Here is a 16,751-nt window from a genome sequence, read left to right on the forward strand (position 1 = left end):
AACGTCACCCCGTCGTGGCTCACCCGTACGGCACCCACCCATAGCACGTTAACTCGGTTTTGTTCGCTTGGCAGCAGTGCCAAAGAACAGCTCTCCGGCAGGCGGAAAACCTGCAAAAACAAAAATAGCTTTCCCCCTTTTCATTTCCTTCCTGCGCGTGTTCCGTTGCGTCGCCTTGTCTTAACATCTACCTCAAAGTACTGTATAAATATACAGTGAAAGCTCGTCGCCCCATGCTTACCAGATGCTGGGCAGGGCGGAGCATTTCCTATTGAACGAGCGTATCTATGGCAGCAGCGATTCACCTGGGGACGACAACGCTGTCGTCGCAATTGAGGCGTCAAGTGTGGCAGGGCAATGAGCTTGCCGAGGCGGACCCGCGGGTGATTTCCAGCGGCTATGCTGCGTTGGATCAACTGCTGCCTGGGCAGGGCTGGTCGGCCGGTGGCTTGACGGAGTTGTTGATTGAACACGAGGGAGTCGGCGAACTGCGCCTGTTGGCCCGCGCGCTTCGGCATCTTACGGCACAAGCCGAACGGCACGTCATGCTCGTGGCACCCCCTTACCAGCCCTGTGCCTCGGCACTGAGGGCGTGGGGTATCGACGTCGAGTGTGTCGTATGGGTGCGTTCGAGTGAAGATCGGGCGCTGTGGGCTGCTGCTCAGGCATTGAAGCAGGATGGCATCGGCGCAGTGCTGGTATGGCTGCCGAATGCACGCGCCGACAAGGTTCGGCGTCTGCAGGTGGCCGCTCAGGAGTCGGCATCGCTGGCATTTTTGATCCGGCCCGTCGAGGCGGCTACGCAATCTTCGCCGGCGCCATTGCGAATGATCTGCGAGCCGCTCTTACCGGCCAATGCGCAGACGATCAACCGTCGTCAATGGTTGCAGGAGATTGGCATCTCGATTGACATCTTCAAGCGCCGCGGGCCGCCGCTAGCTGAGCCTCTGCGGCTCATTTTACCGTTACAAAGCGTCTCGTTGCCGGAAAGCAGAGTCGGCAGCAATCAAGGACGAGAGATCAAACATGTTGTGGATCGCAGTCACATTGCCGCTCTTGTCGCTGGAAGCGGTGAAGCCTCTCGAGTCGCTCCCGGATGGTTCACTCGCAAAGCCGAATCGGTGTGAGCCCGGCGATGCGGCAAGCCAACCCCCAGGTGCCGAAGACGTCACCGAGGTGCGCTGCTATGCGCTGGCCGATCACGCGCACATCCTGATGCCGGATTTCGACGCATTGCGTGCTGGGGTGCATGCGGGTCATTCGCGCTCATACGCATTGGCTTTGGCACCAGGTCTCAAGATGCTTGCGGCGGATACAGACCGCGAAACCCATGCGTTCGAAGCGATGGCGCTCGCTTTGTTGACGTACACGCCGAGGGTGTCGCTTGCGCACGCGCACACCTTGTTGCTGGAAGTCGGCTCCGGTTTACGGTTGTTTGGCGGCTTGCGCGCGTTGTTGTCACGGGTATCCGCGACGGTGGCCGAATTCGGCTATACGGCGCGCCTCGCATGTGCGCCAACCGCTTGGGGCGCATGGCTGTTGGCGCAGGCGCATGCCGATCGGCAGGGGTATCGTTGGCATGTGATAAAGGAAACGTCGCTTGCGCGGGTGCTCGACCGCGTATCTGTGTCGTTGTTGCCGGTTGCGCAGGCGCATCGCGATGCATTTGTGCACGTCGGTTGCACGACATTGGCCGATTTGCGTCAGTTGCCAAGGTCGGGGATCGTGCGGCGTTTCGGCAGTGGCATTCTGGATCTGCTGGCGCAAGCATATGGTACGCGTCCGGATCCACGCGAATCGTTTCGTGCGCCAGCATCGTTTCATGCACAGTTGGAGTTGCCGTCGCGGGTCGATAATGCCGATGCACTACTGTTCGCCGCGCGTCGGCTGATTGTTCAATTGGCCGGATGGTTGAGCGCGCATCATGCCGCGCTCAGTGGTTATACGTTGGTGCTCGAACATGAGTTGGCAGCCCGTCATGCGCCGAAGACGTCGAGTCTGAAGGTCGCGTGGGCCATACCGTCGCGCGATGCCGAGCATCTGATCTGGCTGTTGCGTGAGAAGTTGAATCAGACGATTCTGGTGGCGCCCGTGATCGAGTTGAAGCTGGTCGCGGATCAGATCGGCGAGTATGCAGGGCGGTCGGATACCTTGTTTCCAATGCCCGAATCAGACGGCGATTCGATTGCGCGTCTGCTCGAACGCTTAAGCGCGCGTTTGGGGCCGGAGAACGTGCTGCAGATGTCGGTGCAGGACGATCATCGACCTGAGCAGGCAATGCGCGTCGAAACCTACCAGGCGCAAGCGTTTTCGCGCAAGAAGCGTTCGTCTGCGAAAGCTAAGACAAAAATCAAAGCGGATAAAACCTGGCTGACCGATGAGTTGCAGCACGCAGCACTGGAAAATGTGCACGCAGACGACGATGCGGCGACACACGCAGAACACATATCACCACACCCTGAAAAAACGAGTGGCGCTAAAAGCAGTTGCCTATTCGTAACACAACCGGTCGATGCTCAGGCTTCGCTCGATCTGCCCGACAGTGCATTGCCATCGCAGCTTCGCCCTGTCTGGATGCTCGATAAACCGTTGCGCTTGATGATGCGCGACCAGCGGCCGATCTATCGTCGGCCGCTAAAAATGCTCACGCGTACCGAACGGATTGAAGCAGGATGGTGGGATGGTAACTGCGTCGAGCGGGATTACTACGTTGCGGCAGACGATCGTGGTCATATGTTCTGGGTGTATCGAGAGCGGCTTGGCGGCGAGTGGTATTTGCAGGGTTTGTTCGGCTGAACATCATGACGAGTTCCCGGCCCACATTCTTATTCGAGCAGGCGCTCGCGGCTCAACTGCCGCTGTATGCAGAATTGCATTGCCTGACTAATTTCTCGTTTCTGCGCGGCGCTTCGCATCCGTATGAACTGGTCGAGCAGGCGATGTCGCACGGCTATAGCGCGCTCGCGATTACCGATGAATGTTCGCTGGCGGGCGTCGTGCGCGCTCACACCGCGGTGAGAGAAATCAAACAGGAGCGGGACCGCCAAAAGAAGGAGCGCGAAGACAAGGCGAAAGCCGCGCAAGCAGGAGTGTCTTTAGAAGAAGCAACAAAGCCAGCGGGCCCACAACAGGAGACCTCGCAACAGGAGACCTCGCAACAGGAAACCTCGCAGCAGGAAACCTCACACCAGGAACCCCCACACCAGGAACCCTCGCCACAAGAAACTTCACAACAACAAGCCACCGACCCAAAAACCACTGATCAAGAGGCGTTAAAGCCGATCCCTCACCTCATCATCGGCAGCGAACTGAATCTGACGAACGATGCAGGCGAACCATTCTGCACACTGGTTGCACTCGCGACCAACCGTGATGGCTACGGCAACCTCTCCGAACTGATCACGCTCGCTCGCTCGCGTGCCGACAAGGGCAGCTATCGCCTCAGCCCGTCCGATTTTACCGATGCATTGCCGCACCTCGAACATCTCAGAACTTTGCCCGATTGCGTCCTGATCCTCGTACCGCAACGCACGGCGACGCTCTCACACACGCTGCGCTGCGCGCATTGGCTCGCCTCATTGGCTCCACAACGCTCATGGATCGCACTCGAACTCTGGCAAACCGGCAGCGACGATCTTCAGATCGACGCGTTGCGGATGATTTCGAAAGCGAGCGGATTGCCTCTGGTGGCGGCAGGTGGCGTCCTGATGCATGCGCGCTCGCGCAAGCCGTTGCAGGACACCCTGACCGCGATCGGCCTCGTCACACCGCTATCGGCATGCGGTCACGCGCTCGAGGCCAATGCCGAGCGGCATATGCGCACTCGCGTCCGGCTCGCCAAACTGTATCCGCGCGACACGCTTGAAGAAACGCTGCGTATTGCAGCCCTATGCCGTTTCTCGCTCGACGAACTCAAGTACGAGTATCCGGAAGAACTTGTACCTGCCGGGGAATCGCCATCGAGTTATCTGCGCAAGCTGGTCATGGCCGGTGCAGTCGAGCGTTGGCCGGACGGCATGAATCTGAAACGAATTGGTCAGATCGAGAAAGAGTTGCTGCTGATCGCCGAGCTGAAATACGAAAAGTATTTCCTGACGGTGCACGATATCGTGAGCTTCGCGCGCTCCAGAAACATTCTGTGCCAAGGCCGCGGTTCGGCGGCAAATTCGATTGTGTGTTACTGCCTGCATGTGACGGAGATCGATCCGATAAGCATGAATATGCTGATCGAACGGTTCATCTCGCGCGCACGCAACGAACCGCCTGATATCGACGTCGATTTCGAGCATCAGCGCCGTGAAGAGGTGATTCAATATATCTACGGCAAGTACGGCCGTCATCGGGCGGCGTTGACTGCGTCGCTGATTACGTATCACGCGCGCAGTGCGCTGAAGGATGTCGGCAAGGCATTGGGACTCGAAGCGTCATTGATCGAGCGGATCAGTAAATCGCAGCAATGGTGGGACGGCACGGATGCGGTCGCCAAATACCTGGCCGAAGCGGGCTTCGATGCCAACTCGCATATCACGCGCAATCTGATTCGCCTTACCAGGGAATTGCGTAATTTTCCGCGCCATCTGTCGCAACATGTCGGCGGCTTTGTGATCGCGAAAGACAAGCTGTCGCGGCTTGTGCCGATTGAAAACGCGACGATGAAAGACCGTAGCGTAATCGAGTGGGATAAGGACGATATCGATGCGCTCAATCTATTGAAAGTCGACGTACTGGCGCTCGGCATGTTGTCTGCTATCCGCCGCGCGCTGGAGTTCGTCGCATTGCGGCGCGGCTTTCCCACGTTCAGGATGCAGGATATTCCGCGCGAGGATCGGGCTGTCTACGAGATGTGCGGACATGCCGATACGATCGGCGTTTTTCAGATTGAGTCGCGCGCGCAGCAAAGTATGCTTCCGCGGTTGAAGCCGACCAAATACTACGATCTCGTGATCGAAGTCGCGATCGTGCGGCCCGGGCCGATTCAGGGTGGCATGGTGCATCCGTACCTACGCCGCAAGCAAGGTCTCGAGCCAGTGGACTACGCAAAGGATGAGTTGCGGCCGGTGCTCCAACGCACGCTGGGTGTGCCGATTTTCCAGGAGCAGGTGATGCACCTTGCGATGGTTGCGGCGAAATACACGGGTGAGCAGGCCGACCAGTTGCGACGTGCGATGGCCGCGTGGCGGCGCACCGGCAATCTGGCGAAGTATCAGAAGGATCTGAACGACCGCATGTCGGCGCGTGGTTACGAAAAGGACTTTATCGACCGGATCTGCAAACAGATCGAAGGCTTCGGCGAGTACGGCTTTCCGGAGAGCCATGCGGCGAGCTTCGCGTTGCTCGTCTATCTCAGCGCGTGGCTGAAGCGTTATGAGCCGGCCGCTTTTCTGGCAGGGTTGCTCAACAGTCAGCCATTGGGATTTTATTCGCCGTCGCAACTGGTGCAGGATGCGAAGCGCCACGGCGTCAAAGTATTGCCGCCTGACGTGACATTGAGCGACTGGGAATCGACCTTCGAAAGACGCGCTCGTGAAGGGCAGCGGATTTCATCGAGCGAGACCTGTTTGCATCGTCAGCAGGGCGTATTATCCGCGCAGCAATTGCGCGATCTGTCGCTGCGACGCTTCACGGTGGCCCGGACGATCCGGCGCGCGGCAAAACAGCTGACCGCACGCGTATTCCAATCGTCGAAAACCTATGGTGCGGGTGGTCCGGCAGTGCGCATCGGCATGCATCTGATCAAAGGTCTTTCACAGGTGGCGGCCGAACGGATCATGGCGGCTCGCAGCGACGCACCGTTTACCGACGTCGACGATCTGACGCGTCGCGCGGCATTGACGCGGCGCGATCTCGAAGCGCTCGCCGCGGCGAATGCACTGGTCAGCATCGCGGGCCATCGGCGCGAAGCGTGGTGGGCGGTGACCGCGCAGCACACGGTGCCCAAGCTGCTGCGCGATGCGCCGATCGCCGAAGCGCCGTTGGCATTGCCGCAGGCAGCCGAAAGTCGCGAGATCGTCGACGATTACGCGAGCATCGGCCTCACGCTCAATCGCCATCCGCTCGCGCTATTGCGCGAGCGTCTTGCCAAGCAGCGTTTTCGCACGGCGGCCGAACTCGCCGCGTGTCAGCACGGCACGCTGGCGCGCGCCTGCGGGATCGTCACCGTGCGGCAGCGGCCGGGCACGGCAAACGGCACCGTGTTCGTTTCCATCGAAGACGAAACGGGTTCGATCAACGTGATCGTCTGGCCATCGCTGGTGGAAAAGCAGCGCAAGGTGCTGCTGGGTTCGTCGTTACTGGCGGTGTATGGTGTCTTGCAGCGCGACGACGGCGTTTCTACCGGCGGTGACAGCGCCAGCAGCGTGGTGAACGCACATAAAGCGGGTAACGCGAAACAGAAACAGAAGGGTGAAGTGGTTCATCTCGTCGCGCATCGACTCGAAGATCACAGCGAATGGCTCGGCGAATTGGCCACGGCGAGCCGTGATTTTCATTGATGCCGACCCGACCCGACCCGACCCGACCCGACCTCCCGCAGCCAGGCCCGCATGCCCGGGCTCATATACACACGGGCAGAACCTGCACCGTAGCTGAACTTGCTGCTGGCACTACACCGGCATATCGCTCCGCAACGGAAACGCGGCCAGCACGTGCCGGATCGCAGCGTCGAATGGCGTGCGGCGGCCAATGCCGAATGCTTCGAGCCGATCCGACGCCAGGTGGCAGTTATGCGGACGTGGCGTAGCGTCGGTGGGTGTGTGCTGTGGCGTCAATTGCGCATCGACTTGCAGCGCTTCTGCAAGCCGCACCGCGATTTCATACTTGTTCATCGGCTCGTCGCCCGACCATTGCACGATGCCGCGGATCGCTTCGCCACGCGCGTGCCGCTCGAGCATCTGCCGGATCACGAACGCGACGTCAGGCGTAAAGGTCGGATAGCGGATTGCCCATGCATCCATGACGGCGGCCTTGCCCTCGCGTGAAGCCGATGCGGCAATCGCCGGCACGAGACTCGTCACCGCCGATTCCGCCCAATCGACGATCGGCCCATATAGCAGCGGCAAACGCAGCACGCAGCCGAGATCGGTGGATTCCGTCAGCGCGCGCTCGCCTTCAAGTTTGCTGCGGCCATAGGCATTGAGCGGTGCGGGCGCGGAATCGTGCTGATAGGGCGGGTGACTGCCGTCGAACACGTAATCGGTTGAGATCGAGAGCGTCCATGCACCGCGCAGCTTTGCCGCCGCGGCCAGGGTGCGCACCGCATCGACGTTCAACGCCCGGGCGAGCGCCGGATCGTGCTCGCACACATCCGGCCGGCGTTCCGCTGCGGCAATGACGAGCGCGTCCGGCGCTTCGCGCTCGACAAATTGTTCGACCGCCTGCGCGTCGCGTATATCCAGCGCGACCGTGTTTGGACCCGGCCGGCTGAACGCCGTGGCGACAACTTGCCAACCGGCCTGCTGTGCCAGTTCGTCGACGAGCGCCCGGCCGAGCAGCCCGGAAGCACCAATAACGGCAACTTTGAACATGGCGGTCGCTCGCTTAGTGGGCCGAGCCGCTGGTCACGCTGGTAACCGTGTAACCGGCCTCGTCGATAGCGGCCTTTAGCGCGTCGGCCGGTTGCGCCGATTCGACCGCCACGCGGCCGGATGCCAGGTCGACCTGAACCTGAGCGGTTCCATCGTGTTCACGGATTGCGTTCGTGACCGCAGTCACGCAATGCTGGCAGCTCATACCTTCTACCTGGAATTCGATCGTCATCGGGATTGCCTCGAAAAAATGGATGTGGCGATGGTTGAATTATGCCTGCCGATGCGCAATTGAGTAGCTGACCTTCCCACGATGGGAAGGTGTACGATCGACGCACACATTGGGGAAACAGTCATGAACATCGGTGAAGCAGCCCGCGCGTCGGGCGTCACGGCGAAGATGATTCGCTACTACGAAAGCGTGGACTTGCTGGTGGCGAAGGCGCGCACGAGCGCCGGCTACCGCGTATACGGGCCGCAAGAGGTCCATTCGCTGCGCTTCATCCGGCAGGCGCGCCGTCTTGGTTTTCTGGTGGAAGACATCCGCCGCTTGCTGGCGTTGTGGCACGACCGGTCGCGCGCCAGCGCCGAAGTGAAGGCGATTGCGCTAGAGCACGTCGCGGAACTCGATCGCCGCATTACCGAGCTGACCGACATGCGCGACACATTGGCGCATCTGGCTGATCATTGTCACGGTGACGAGCGCCCGGATTGCCCAATTATCGAGCGGCTCGCCGACACTGATCTGGTGTCGGGGAAAGGTTGTCATCCGATTTGAACGCACTGGGTGCAACCTGTAGGAAATTCATCGCAACCGATCGACCAAAAGCACTGTTATGGTGCCAAATAATTTGGGGTAATATCGATGGTTCCAAAAATTTCGTCTTGAATTCAGCTAAATCAATGACTTAAGTGCACCATAGGCATGCACCATTCCAAAACGGAATGCACGTCATGCGGGCATTTCACTAGCAAGGTTGCACCATAGGGATATAATTCGGGTTAACCCTTTTGAGGGAAATCCCTGATGCAAAACTCACCGGGGATTCAATCTGATCCTTGGAGAACATCATGTTTGCATACGTACTTGAAAAGCTGAGCACCTGGTTTGAAACTGCAGAACGCAACCGTCGTGAAGCCTATCTGGCGTCGTCGTCGGATATCGTTCAGCTCGAACAGCGCATCCGCTCGCTCGAGACCAACGGCTATTCGCTGTAAGTTTCAGTTGTATCAGGTTTGACCGGCAGCGTTTCGTGCGCGGCCGTTGCAGTAAAGTGTTGAGCCCCGTATAAACGGGGCTTTGTCACATCTGGAGCGCGAAAATTTCACGGCAAGTCGTGCTTCAAGGCTACTCATGGCCAATAACGACTAGCCTGGCGGTTGCGGCCGCGGTAAGGTAAAGCGCTTTCCGCGCAATCCGGCATTCTCAAACTTAACCGGTCCGCCCATGCTTCCTGTCCATTCGCTCAAATCTGTCCTGGCCGCGGCCGTCGCAGCTTCGCTGACAATGGCCTTCGCAGTACCGGCGACTTTCGCCGCGTCGAGCAACAATGCCCGTCAGCCCGTGATACTCGACTCGCAGAGCGGGATAAACGACGGCCAGAGCGGCACTGTGCTGCAGACCGCGCCGCTTTCGCGGCAGCCGATCATAGGGGCACAGCCCATCGCGACGCCCACGGAGTTGGCACCGAATTCGTCGATACCGATCGTTGTTGCGCCCTACATTCCCGTACCGGTTGGCGGCGGCAAGCCGGCTCCTCAACCGCAACCGCGGCCCCATCCAGTGCCTCCTGCGCAATAAGCGTCTCCGGCGCGATACCTCCCAGTAGTTTCTTTTCCATTCATTGACGCATCGAGCCGCGGGTTCTCTGCCGTGCCGCCGCATGCGTACGCGCGCCTTTGCCTAATGCGCGAGGCATTGCAGGCGCCATTCGGGTTTCGGCGCATGGCGTGTGCGAAACCGTCCGACGACAATCGTTGCGCGCGCTCTCGCCAACGATGCGGGCCATGCACAGTGCGCTGCGTCATCGCATCGAATGAAAACAGAACAAGGAGACATCAAATGCCTACTCACTGGATGCGGCGTGCTGCCGGCACCTGTGCCACATTGATCGCGCTGGCCGTATCCGCAGCGCTGCCCGGTGTCGCGCTCGCCAAAGACCTACCGGAAAAGCCCGCATTGACGATGGCCGTCGGTGGTTTGCCGGGCCTTTACTACTTGCCGGTACTCGCCGCACAGCAGTTGGGCTACTTCAAGGATGAAGGGCTCGACGTCACGCTCGAAGATTTCGCGGGCGGATCGAAGGCATTGGAAGCGGTCGTAGGCGGCAGCGCTGACGTTGGGGCCGGCGCATTCGAGCACACGCTGTTCATGCAGGCAAAGGGGCAGCACTACCGCGCGTTCGTGCTGATGGGCCGCGCGCCGCAGATCGTTGTCGCGGTGGTGAAGTCGAAGGCGGATCAGATCAAAACGTTGGCGGACTTCAAGGGGGCCAAAGTTGGCGTGAGCGCGCCGGGTTCGTCGACGGATCTGGTGCTCACCGTGGCTTTGCGCAAGGCTGGCGTACAGCGCAACGAGATTTCGGCGATCGGAGTGGGCAGCGGCGCCACCGTCCTGGCCGCGGTGAGCGGCGGTCAGATCGACGCGTTATCCAACGTCGATCCGATGATGACCAAACTGACGCGTAGCGGTGCGATCAAAGTGCTGGTCGATACGCGTACTGTGAAAGGCACGCAGGAAGTATTCGGCGGGACGATGCCGGCGGCGACGCTCTACGCATCGGAGACGTTCATCCAGAAGTATCCGAAGACGACTCAGGCGCTCGCCAATGCCATTGTGCGAGCGGACCACTGGTTGCAAACCGCCAGCGATGCTGATTTGCTGAAGATGGTGCCGCCGGCATATCTGCTCAACGACTCAGCACTCTATGTGGAGGCATTCCACAATGTGCGCGACGCATATTCGCCGGACGGCTTGATGCCCTCTGATGGGCCGGCGACCTCATTGCGCGCCTTGTCGTCGTTCGATAGCCACCTCGATCCGAAAAAGATCGATCTGAACGCGACCTATACCAACGACTTCGCCCGCAAGGCAGCGGCGCAACTCAAGTAAGCGGCCTGGCAGTCGGCGATTTACCCGGTCGCGCGCGTGTGCGACTGGGACGCTGCTCAATCGCCGCGATATTCGACCTTGAATTGCGCGGCCTTGTCCTCGCCGAGCGCTTCGACCAGCCAGGGCATCTGGTCTTTCAGCGTTTTTGCCAGCGTGTACGGCGGGTTCAGGATGAACATGCCGCTGCCGAACAAGCCGAAACCGTCGGTTGGCGGATTGCTGACGGTCAGGCTCACATGCAGCCAGTTGCGCTCCTGCAGCTTCTTCAACTGATCGGGGAAGCGCTGCGATTCAAGGCGTCTTACCTGCGGATACCAGATCGCGTAGGTGCCGGTCGGAAAGCGCTTCAAGCTTTCTTCGACGCAGCGCAGCGTGCGTGTGTAGTCGCGCTTGTCTTCATACGATGGGTCGAGCAGCACCAGCGCGCGGCGCGGCGCCGGCGGCAGTAGCGCGAGGATGCCGTCGAAGCCGTCGCCCGCATACAGCATCGCGCGGCGGCCAGCGTCGCGGAAGTTATGGCGCAGCACGTCGATTTCAGTGGTGTGCAGTTCGAACAGGCGTATGCGGTCCTGCTCGCGCATCTGCCGCCATGCGATATACGGCGAGCCTGGGTAGAAGCGCAACTGGCCGTCCGGATTCAGCGCGCTCACTTCGTCGACGTAATCCGCGAAGATCGGCGGCAGGTCGTTACGCTCCCATAGTTTGGCGATGCCGGTCTGGAACTCGCCGGTTTTGGTCGCGTAGCCTTCCTTCAGCGAATAGACGCCGGCGCCCGCATGCGTGTCGATGTACCAGTAGGATTTGTCCTTCTGGCCGAGGTAGCGCAGTAGCTGCAACACAACGGCGTGTTTCAGAACGTCGGCGTGATTGCCTGCATGAAAGGCGTGGCGGTAGCTGAGCATGATGAGGAGACGCTGAAAGAGGGCGTGCCGCTCCAAGGCGGATTCGGCGATGCGAGTGCAATGCGGCAGCACAACTGAAGTGCAGCGCGGTCGCGTATTGTACGCGACACCGCGTTGCACCCCGTAATGCGTTGCGCGTGACACGGACTTGATGGCACGCGGTCCATGTTCCGCGGACCGGCGAGCAGCCGGTCGGTCAGTCGCCGGCGTCGCCGATGATCTCCTCGATCCGCTGCTTGATCTCCGGCGTAATCCGCTCGGCCACATCGGCGGATTTCATGTTCTCACCGATCTGTTCGACGCGGGACGCGCCGGTGATGACCGTGCTCACATGGGGATTTTTCAGAATCCACGCAATCGCCAGCTGGCCGACCGTGCAGCCCAGTTCGTCGGCTACTTCGCCGAGCTTGCCGACCACGTTGTTCTTGCCGGCATCGGTGACCTGCTTGCGCAGCCAGTCGTAGCCTTGCAGTTGCGCCCGGCTATCGGCAGGTACGCCGCTGCGATACTTGCCGGTGAGCAGGCCGGAGGCGAGTGGACTCCATGTGGTGAGCCCAAGGCCGATATCCTCGTAAAGCCGCTTGTATTCCTGCTCGACGCGTTTGCGGTGGAACAGGTTGTACTGCGGCTGCTCCATGACCGGTTTGTGCAGATGATGCCGCTCAGCGATCTCGTAAGCCGCGCGGATTTCGTCGGCGCTCCATTCGGATGTGCCCCAGTACAGTGCCTTGCCGCGCGTGATCATGTCGCTCATGGCCCAGACGGTTTCTTCGACCGGCGTGTTGGGGTCAGGGCGATGACAGAACACCAGATCGACATAATCGAGCTGCAGCCGTTTGAGCGATGTGTCGATCGCGTTCAGCAAATATTTGCGGTTTAGCGTGTGGTACTGGTTCGGCGCTTCGTTGAGTCCCCAGAAGAATTTCGTCGACACCACATAGCTTACGCGCGGCCATGCCAGTTCCTTGAGCGCCTGGCCCATGATTTCTTCGGATTGACCGGCGGCGTACACCTCCGCGTTGTCGAAGAAGTTGACTCCCGCATCGCGCGCGGCCGCAAGCGATTCGCGCGCAGCACGATGATCCACCTGATTGCCGTAGGTGACCCATGAGCCGATGGATAGCTCGCTGACTTGCAGGCCGGAACGGCCCAGACGTCGATAATTCATGCATTCCTCCTTGGTAGTGATGCCGCCGGAATCCCGCCGAAACGCCTAGTTTAAAGAGATAAGGGTCGATGTGCGTTTTGCAGATGTTGTTCACACGGTTCATGCACAATAGCAGCGTTGGCCGCAGTGCAGCATTCAGCCAAACGGCCTATGCCGTTTGGCTGACTTCACGTCGCCCGCGGCCCGTGGTCTCATTGCTCATCAACTGCATGGAGGTTCTGGATGTCGTCACTGAACACGAATCTGAATGGCAAGGTTGCGGTGGTTACCGGCGCTGCGAGCGGCATCGGCAAGCAGATCGCGCTCACGCTTTCCGCTGCGGGCGCCGCGATCGCGATCGCCGACCTGAACCAGGACGGCGCTAACGCCGTTGCTGAAGAAATCAATAAGGCCGGCGGCAAGGCAATCGGCGTGGCGATGGACGTCACGAACGAAGACGCCGTCAACCAGGGCATCGACAAAGTCGCGGCCGAGTTTGGCTCGATCGATATTCTGATTTCCAACGCCGGCATCCAGATCGTCAACCCGATCGAGAACTACTCGTTTTCCGACTGGAAAAAGATGCAGGCAATCCACGTGGACGGCGCCTTTCTCACCACCAAGGCCGCGCTCAAGCACATGTACAAAGACGATCGCGGCGGGATCGTGATCTACATGGGCTCGGTCCATTCGCATGAAGCGTCGCCGCTAAAATCCGCCTATGTGACGGCCAAGCATGCGCTGCTCGGGCTAGCGCGCGTACTGGCCAAGGAAGGCGCGAAACATAATGTGCGCTCGCATGTGGTGTGTCCGGGTTTCGTGCGTACGCCGCTTGTCGACAAGCAGATTCCCGAGCAGGCCAAGGAGCTTGGCATCAGCGAAGAAGACGTGATCAAGCGCGTGATGCTGGGCGGCACGGTCGACGGCATCTTCACCACAGTGGAAGACGTTGCAGAGACGGTGCTGTTCCTGTCCACTTTCCCGACTGCGGCGCTGACCGGCCAGTCCTTTATTGTGAGCCACGGCTGGTATATGCAATAAGGAGGCGCCCATGGTGCAACGCAATCTCAAGCGGGCGCGCGTCGGCGCGCCCGGCGGCGAGGAAGGTGAGGGCGCCGGTCCGGCACCCTCCGCGCATCCCGGCCGGCATCTCCGATTGCCCAACTATGAAACCGTCGCGTTGATGCTGCAAGGCGGCGGCGCATTGGGCGCCTATCAGGCCGGTGTCTTTCAAGGGCTTTACGAAGCCGGTATCGAACCGAACTGGCTCGCCGGCATTTCGATCGGCGCGCTGAATACGGCCATCATTGCCGGCAATCCGCCGGAGAGACGCGTCGAGCGGCTGCTGCAATTCTGGGAGACGATCTGCCAACCGGCGTTCTGGTTACCGTTGCCGCCCTTTATCGAGCACGCGCTGTTCAATTCCAGTGACGCCGTTCGTAAGGCCTTCACAGCGACTCAGGCGATCGGCGCGATCGTGGAAGGGCAAAAGGGCTTTTTCGTGCCGCGTTTCCCGCCGCCGTTGCCCACCGTCTCCGGACCGCCGCAATTGGCGAGCTACTACGACACCACGCCGCTCAAGGCCACGCTGGAGGCGCTCTGTGATTTCGATCGCATCAATTCCGGTGAGATACGTGTGTCGGTGGGGGCGGTGAATTGCGGAACAGGCAATTTCGCCTACTTCGATAACAGGCACACGAAACTGAAGCCTGAGCATTTCATGGCGTCAGGTGCGTTGCCGCCGGGGTTCGCGGCGGTCGAAATCGACGGCCAGTATTACTGGGATGGCGGCTTGATGTCGAATACACCGCTCTACGAGGTGATTCAGTCCACGCCGCGTCGCGATACGCTCGCGTTCCAGGTCGATCTATGGAGCGCGATCGGGCCGGTGCCGGACAACATCACCGATGTTCAGGGGCGCATGAAAGACATCCAGTATTCGAGCCGTACGCGTCTCGTGACCGATATGCTGCAACGTTCGCAGCGCTTCCGGCATGTGCTGCGCGAGGTGCTCGATCGCGTGCCGTCTGACCAGCGCGACGATCCGTGGTGCAAGCTGGCGGATGATCTATCGTGTTCGAAGCGCTACAACGTGATCCACCTCATCTACCGGCAGAAGGAATACGAAGGGCACTTCAAAGACTTCCAGTTCGGTCTCTCCACAATGCGTGAACACTGGACAAGCGGGCTGGAAGATATCCGCCATTCGCTTGCACAGCCCGATTGGCTCGACATGCCTGATAACGACGCAGGGTTTGTCACGCACGATATCCATCGGGATACGCGCTGATACAACCGTAGGTGGGTGCAGCAGGTTATGTCGGCAATTGACGGCAATGGGTCGCAAGCAGCGAGTCGCAACAGCAGACCGTATCAGTAAGTGCCCGTCACACGCCTAACAACAGCTGGCCAATAAAAAACGGCGCCCGAAAGGGCGCCGTTTCTACAAGCAATACAAGCAGCTTCAGCACAAGCAGTTTCAGCAAATCAAAGCGCGCGCAACGAACGAAAACCCGCGCGCTGAAATACCTTACTTCAACACATGAGCGATTGCGCCAGCCACCACGTCGAGGTTGCGCGTATTCAGCGCAGCCACGCAGATGCGGCCCGTGCCCACAGCGTAGATGCCGAACTCTTCACGCAGACGGTCCACTTGCGGCGCCGTCAGACCCGAGTACGAGAACATGCCGCGTTGTGCGTTCACGAAGCTGAAATCGCGATCCACGCCGCTTGCCTTCAGACGTTCGACCAGACCATTGCGCATGGCGCGGATACGGTCGCGCATTTCGGCGAGTTCCGTTTCCCATGTGGCGCGCAATTCAGCCGACGCGAGCACCGCTGCGACCACCGCGCCGCCGTGCGTCGGCGGGTTCGAGTAGTTCGTGCGGATCACGCGCTTCAGTTGCGACAGCACGCGAGCCGATTCTTCCTTGCTTGCCGTGATGATCGACAGTGCGCCGATGCGCTCGCCGTACAGCGAAAACGACTTCGAGAACGACGACGACACGAACACGTTCAGCTCCGATGCCGCGAACAGACGAACTGCTGCAGCGTCGGATTCGATGTTGTCGCCGAAACCCTGGTAAGCGATATCGAGGAACGGCACCAGATTGCGCGCCTTGACGACTTCGACGATCTGCTTCCACTGATCGACAGTCAGGTCGACGCCAGTCGGGTTGTGGCAGCACGCGTGCAGCACGACAACCGTGCCTGCGGCGTAGCTGTTCAGCGCGCTCAGCATGCCTTCGAAGTTCACGCCGTGCGTGTGCGCGTCATAGTACGGATAGGACACGACTTCGAAGCCGGCGCTTTCGAACAGCGCGCGGTGGTTTTCCCAGCTTGGATCGCTGATCGCGACCTTGGAGTTCGGGTTCAGACGCTTCAGGAAATCGGCACCAATTTTCAACGCACCCGTGCCACCCAGGGCTTGAGCCGTCACGACGCGGCCTGCGGCGATCAGCGGCGAATCGTTGCCGAGCAGCAGCTTTTGCACAGCGGCGTCGTAGGCAGCGATGCCTTCGATCGGCAGATAGCCACGCGGCAGCGCGGCTTCGACGCGTGCCTTTTCCGCGTCGCGCACGGCGCGCAGCAGCGGAATCTTGCCTTCTTCATTGAAGTACACACCAACGCCAAGGTTGACCTTGGTGGCGCGCGCATCGGCGTTGAAGGCTTCGTTCAGGCCCAGAATCGGGTCGCGGGGAGCAAGTTCGACGGCGGAGAACAGAGACATGATGGATGGGCAGCAGTTGTGAAAAGAGGGCGGCTTCAAGCACGGGCGGCCCAGCCAAAGTTGTCTGACGAACGATTCAGACGGAGGGCGGGCATCGGCGGGCGAGCGCAACTTGGCATTGTAGCGAATCCGCGGGCGTTTTTCGGGCGACAAAGCCTGCTGGACTGAATTATTTGCTTGAAAAACAGGCACTCCGGCGTCATGTGGTCGTAGCGGGTCTGCCTCGGACCAAGCCGGTGAAGGCTGAGCAGCGACCCCCAAACTGGCGCGGAAGCGCCTTTTCATCGGCCACCTGACGCACACCTGTCTACCCCGCAGCCCCTACGCGGACCCGTTC

General features: G+C 60.1%; 13 protein-coding genes. 8 read left to right on the top strand and 5 right to left on the bottom strand.

All coding sequences use genetic code 11. The annotated features are described in order from the left end of the window. Positions 1–287 precede the first annotated feature (287 nt). The 3 genes from imuA to PQQ52_RS31850 are packed head-to-tail and all read left to right on the top strand — an operon-like array spanning position 288 to position 6,491. Positions 288–1,127: a translesion DNA synthesis-associated protein ImuA gene (gene imuA / locus PQQ52_RS31840; protein WP_408220546.1), complete on the top strand. Its 840-nt coding sequence runs from the start codon at positions 288–290 to the stop codon at positions 1,125–1,127. Continuing rightward, positions 1,027–2,796 (top strand): Y-family DNA polymerase, encoded by a 1,770-nt coding sequence (locus PQQ52_RS31845; protein ID WP_408220548.1) that lies wholly within the window; start codon positions 1,027–1,029, stop codon positions 2,794–2,796. The genes imuA and PQQ52_RS31845 overlap by 101 nt, the downstream gene beginning before the upstream one ends. Before the next feature lie 5 nt (positions 2,797–2,801). Further along, positions 2,802–6,491 (top strand): error-prone DNA polymerase, encoded by a 3,690-nt coding sequence (locus PQQ52_RS31850; RefSeq protein ID WP_408220550.1) that lies wholly within the window; start codon positions 2,802–2,804, stop codon positions 6,489–6,491. Between the two features lie 111 nt (positions 6,492–6,602). On the opposite strand, the gene PQQ52_RS31855 is transcribed toward PQQ52_RS31850, so the two are convergent. Continuing rightward, positions 6,603–7,523, bottom strand: coding sequence for a dTDP-4-dehydrorhamnose reductase family protein (locus tag PQQ52_RS31855; RefSeq protein WP_408220552.1), 921 nt, complete (start codon positions 7,521–7,523; stop codon positions 6,603–6,605). Positions 7,524–7,536: 13 nt separating this feature from the next. Continuing rightward, complete coding sequence (locus PQQ52_RS31860; RefSeq protein WP_408220553.1) at positions 7,537–7,755, bottom strand: heavy-metal-associated domain-containing protein; 219 nt, start codon at positions 7,753–7,755, stop codon at positions 7,537–7,539. A 123-nt stretch (positions 7,756–7,878) separates the two neighbouring features. On the opposite strand from PQQ52_RS31860, the gene cueR reads away from it, so the two are divergent. The 3 genes from cueR (at position 7,879) to PQQ52_RS31875 (ending at position 10,635) form a co-directional block, all read left to right on the top strand. Next, positions 7,879–8,301: a Cu(I)-responsive transcriptional regulator gene (cueR, locus tag PQQ52_RS31865; RefSeq protein ID WP_408220555.1), complete on the top strand. Its 423-nt coding sequence runs from the start codon at positions 7,879–7,881 to the stop codon at positions 8,299–8,301. Between the two features lie 293 nt (positions 8,302–8,594). Then, positions 8,595–8,741, top strand: a complete 147-nt coding sequence (locus PQQ52_RS31870) for a DUF3563 family protein (RefSeq protein ID WP_153136489.1) — start codon at positions 8,595–8,597, stop codon at positions 8,739–8,741. A gap of 844 nt (positions 8,742–9,585) precedes the next feature. Next, positions 9,586–10,635 (top strand): ABC transporter substrate-binding protein, encoded by a 1,050-nt coding sequence (locus tag PQQ52_RS31875; RefSeq protein WP_408220557.1) that lies wholly within the window; start codon positions 9,586–9,588, stop codon positions 10,633–10,635. Between the two features lie 56 nt (positions 10,636–10,691). On the opposite strand, the gene PQQ52_RS31880 is transcribed toward PQQ52_RS31875, so the two are convergent. After that, the gene (locus tag PQQ52_RS31880) at positions 10,692–11,537 is read right to left on the bottom strand and encodes a 23S rRNA (adenine(2030)-N(6))-methyltransferase RlmJ (protein ID WP_408220559.1); all 846 of its coding nucleotides are present in this window, start codon (positions 11,535–11,537) and stop codon (positions 10,692–10,694) included. A gap of 196 nt (positions 11,538–11,733) precedes the next feature. Next, the gene (locus PQQ52_RS31885) at positions 11,734–12,705 is read right to left on the bottom strand and encodes a potassium channel beta subunit family protein (protein WP_408220560.1); all 972 of its coding nucleotides are present in this window, start codon (positions 12,703–12,705) and stop codon (positions 11,734–11,736) included. 222 nt (positions 12,706–12,927) lie between these two features. On the opposite strand from PQQ52_RS31885, the gene PQQ52_RS31890 reads away from it, so the two are divergent. Together PQQ52_RS31890 and PQQ52_RS31895 are read left to right on the top strand one after the other, a co-directional pair. Further along, a complete protein-coding gene (locus tag PQQ52_RS31890; RefSeq protein ID WP_408220562.1) occupies positions 12,928–13,725 on the top strand; it encodes a 3-hydroxybutyrate dehydrogenase in 798 nt (265 codons plus the stop codon). Positions 13,726–13,735: 10 nt separating this feature from the next. After that, positions 13,736–14,974, top strand: a complete 1,239-nt coding sequence (locus PQQ52_RS31895) for a DUF3734 domain-containing protein (RefSeq protein WP_408220564.1) — start codon at positions 13,736–13,738, stop codon at positions 14,972–14,974. A 240-nt stretch (positions 14,975–15,214) separates the two neighbouring features. On the opposite strand, the gene PQQ52_RS31900 is transcribed toward PQQ52_RS31895, so the two are convergent. Then, positions 15,215–16,414 (bottom strand): amino acid aminotransferase, encoded by a 1,200-nt coding sequence (locus PQQ52_RS31900; protein WP_408220565.1) that lies wholly within the window; start codon positions 16,412–16,414, stop codon positions 15,215–15,217. Between the last annotated feature and the right edge of the window lie 337 nt (positions 16,415–16,751).

Source organism: Paraburkholderia sediminicola, from assembly GCF_046030555.1.
GTDB classification, from domain to species: domain Bacteria; phylum Pseudomonadota; class Gammaproteobacteria; order Burkholderiales; family Burkholderiaceae; genus Paraburkholderia; species Paraburkholderia sediminicola_E.

Bases quoted from the DNA above. Each gene is read 5' to 3' on its own strand.
- PQQ52_RS31890 (WP_408220562.1), top strand. From the start codon at position 12,928: ATGTCGTCACTGAACACGAATCTGAATGGCAAGGTTGCGGTGGTTACC.
- PQQ52_RS31895 (WP_408220564.1), top strand. From the start codon at position 13,736: ATGGTGCAACGCAATCTCAAGCGGGCGCGCGTCGGCGCGCCCGGCGGC.
- imuA (WP_408220546.1), top strand. From the start codon at position 288: ATGGCAGCAGCGATTCACCTGGGGACGACAACGCTGTCGTCGCAATTG.
- PQQ52_RS31860 (WP_408220553.1), bottom strand. From the start codon at position 7,755: ATGACGATCGAATTCCAGGTAGAAGGTATGAGCTGCCAGCATTGCGTG.
- cueR (WP_408220555.1), top strand. From the start codon at position 7,879: ATGAACATCGGTGAAGCAGCCCGCGCGTCGGGCGTCACGGCGAAGATG.
- PQQ52_RS31850 (WP_408220550.1), top strand. From the start codon at position 2,802: ATGACGAGTTCCCGGCCCACATTCTTATTCGAGCAGGCGCTCGCGGCT.
- PQQ52_RS31870 (WP_153136489.1), top strand. From the start codon at position 8,595: ATGTTTGCATACGTACTTGAAAAGCTGAGCACCTGGTTTGAAACTGCA.
- PQQ52_RS31885 (WP_408220560.1), bottom strand. From the start codon at position 12,705: ATGAATTATCGACGTCTGGGCCGTTCCGGCCTGCAAGTCAGCGAGCTA.
- PQQ52_RS31900 (WP_408220565.1), bottom strand. From the start codon at position 16,414: ATGTCTCTGTTCTCCGCCGTCGAACTTGCTCCCCGCGACCCGATTCTG.
- PQQ52_RS31855 (WP_408220552.1), bottom strand. From the start codon at position 7,523: ATGTTCAAAGTTGCCGTTATTGGTGCTTCCGGGCTGCTCGGCCGGGCG.
- PQQ52_RS31880 (WP_408220559.1), bottom strand. From the start codon at position 11,537: ATGCTCAGCTACCGCCACGCCTTTCATGCAGGCAATCACGCCGACGTT.
- PQQ52_RS31845 (WP_408220548.1), top strand. From the start codon at position 1,027: ATGTTGTGGATCGCAGTCACATTGCCGCTCTTGTCGCTGGAAGCGGTG.
- PQQ52_RS31875 (WP_408220557.1), top strand. From the start codon at position 9,586: ATGCCTACTCACTGGATGCGGCGTGCTGCCGGCACCTGTGCCACATTG.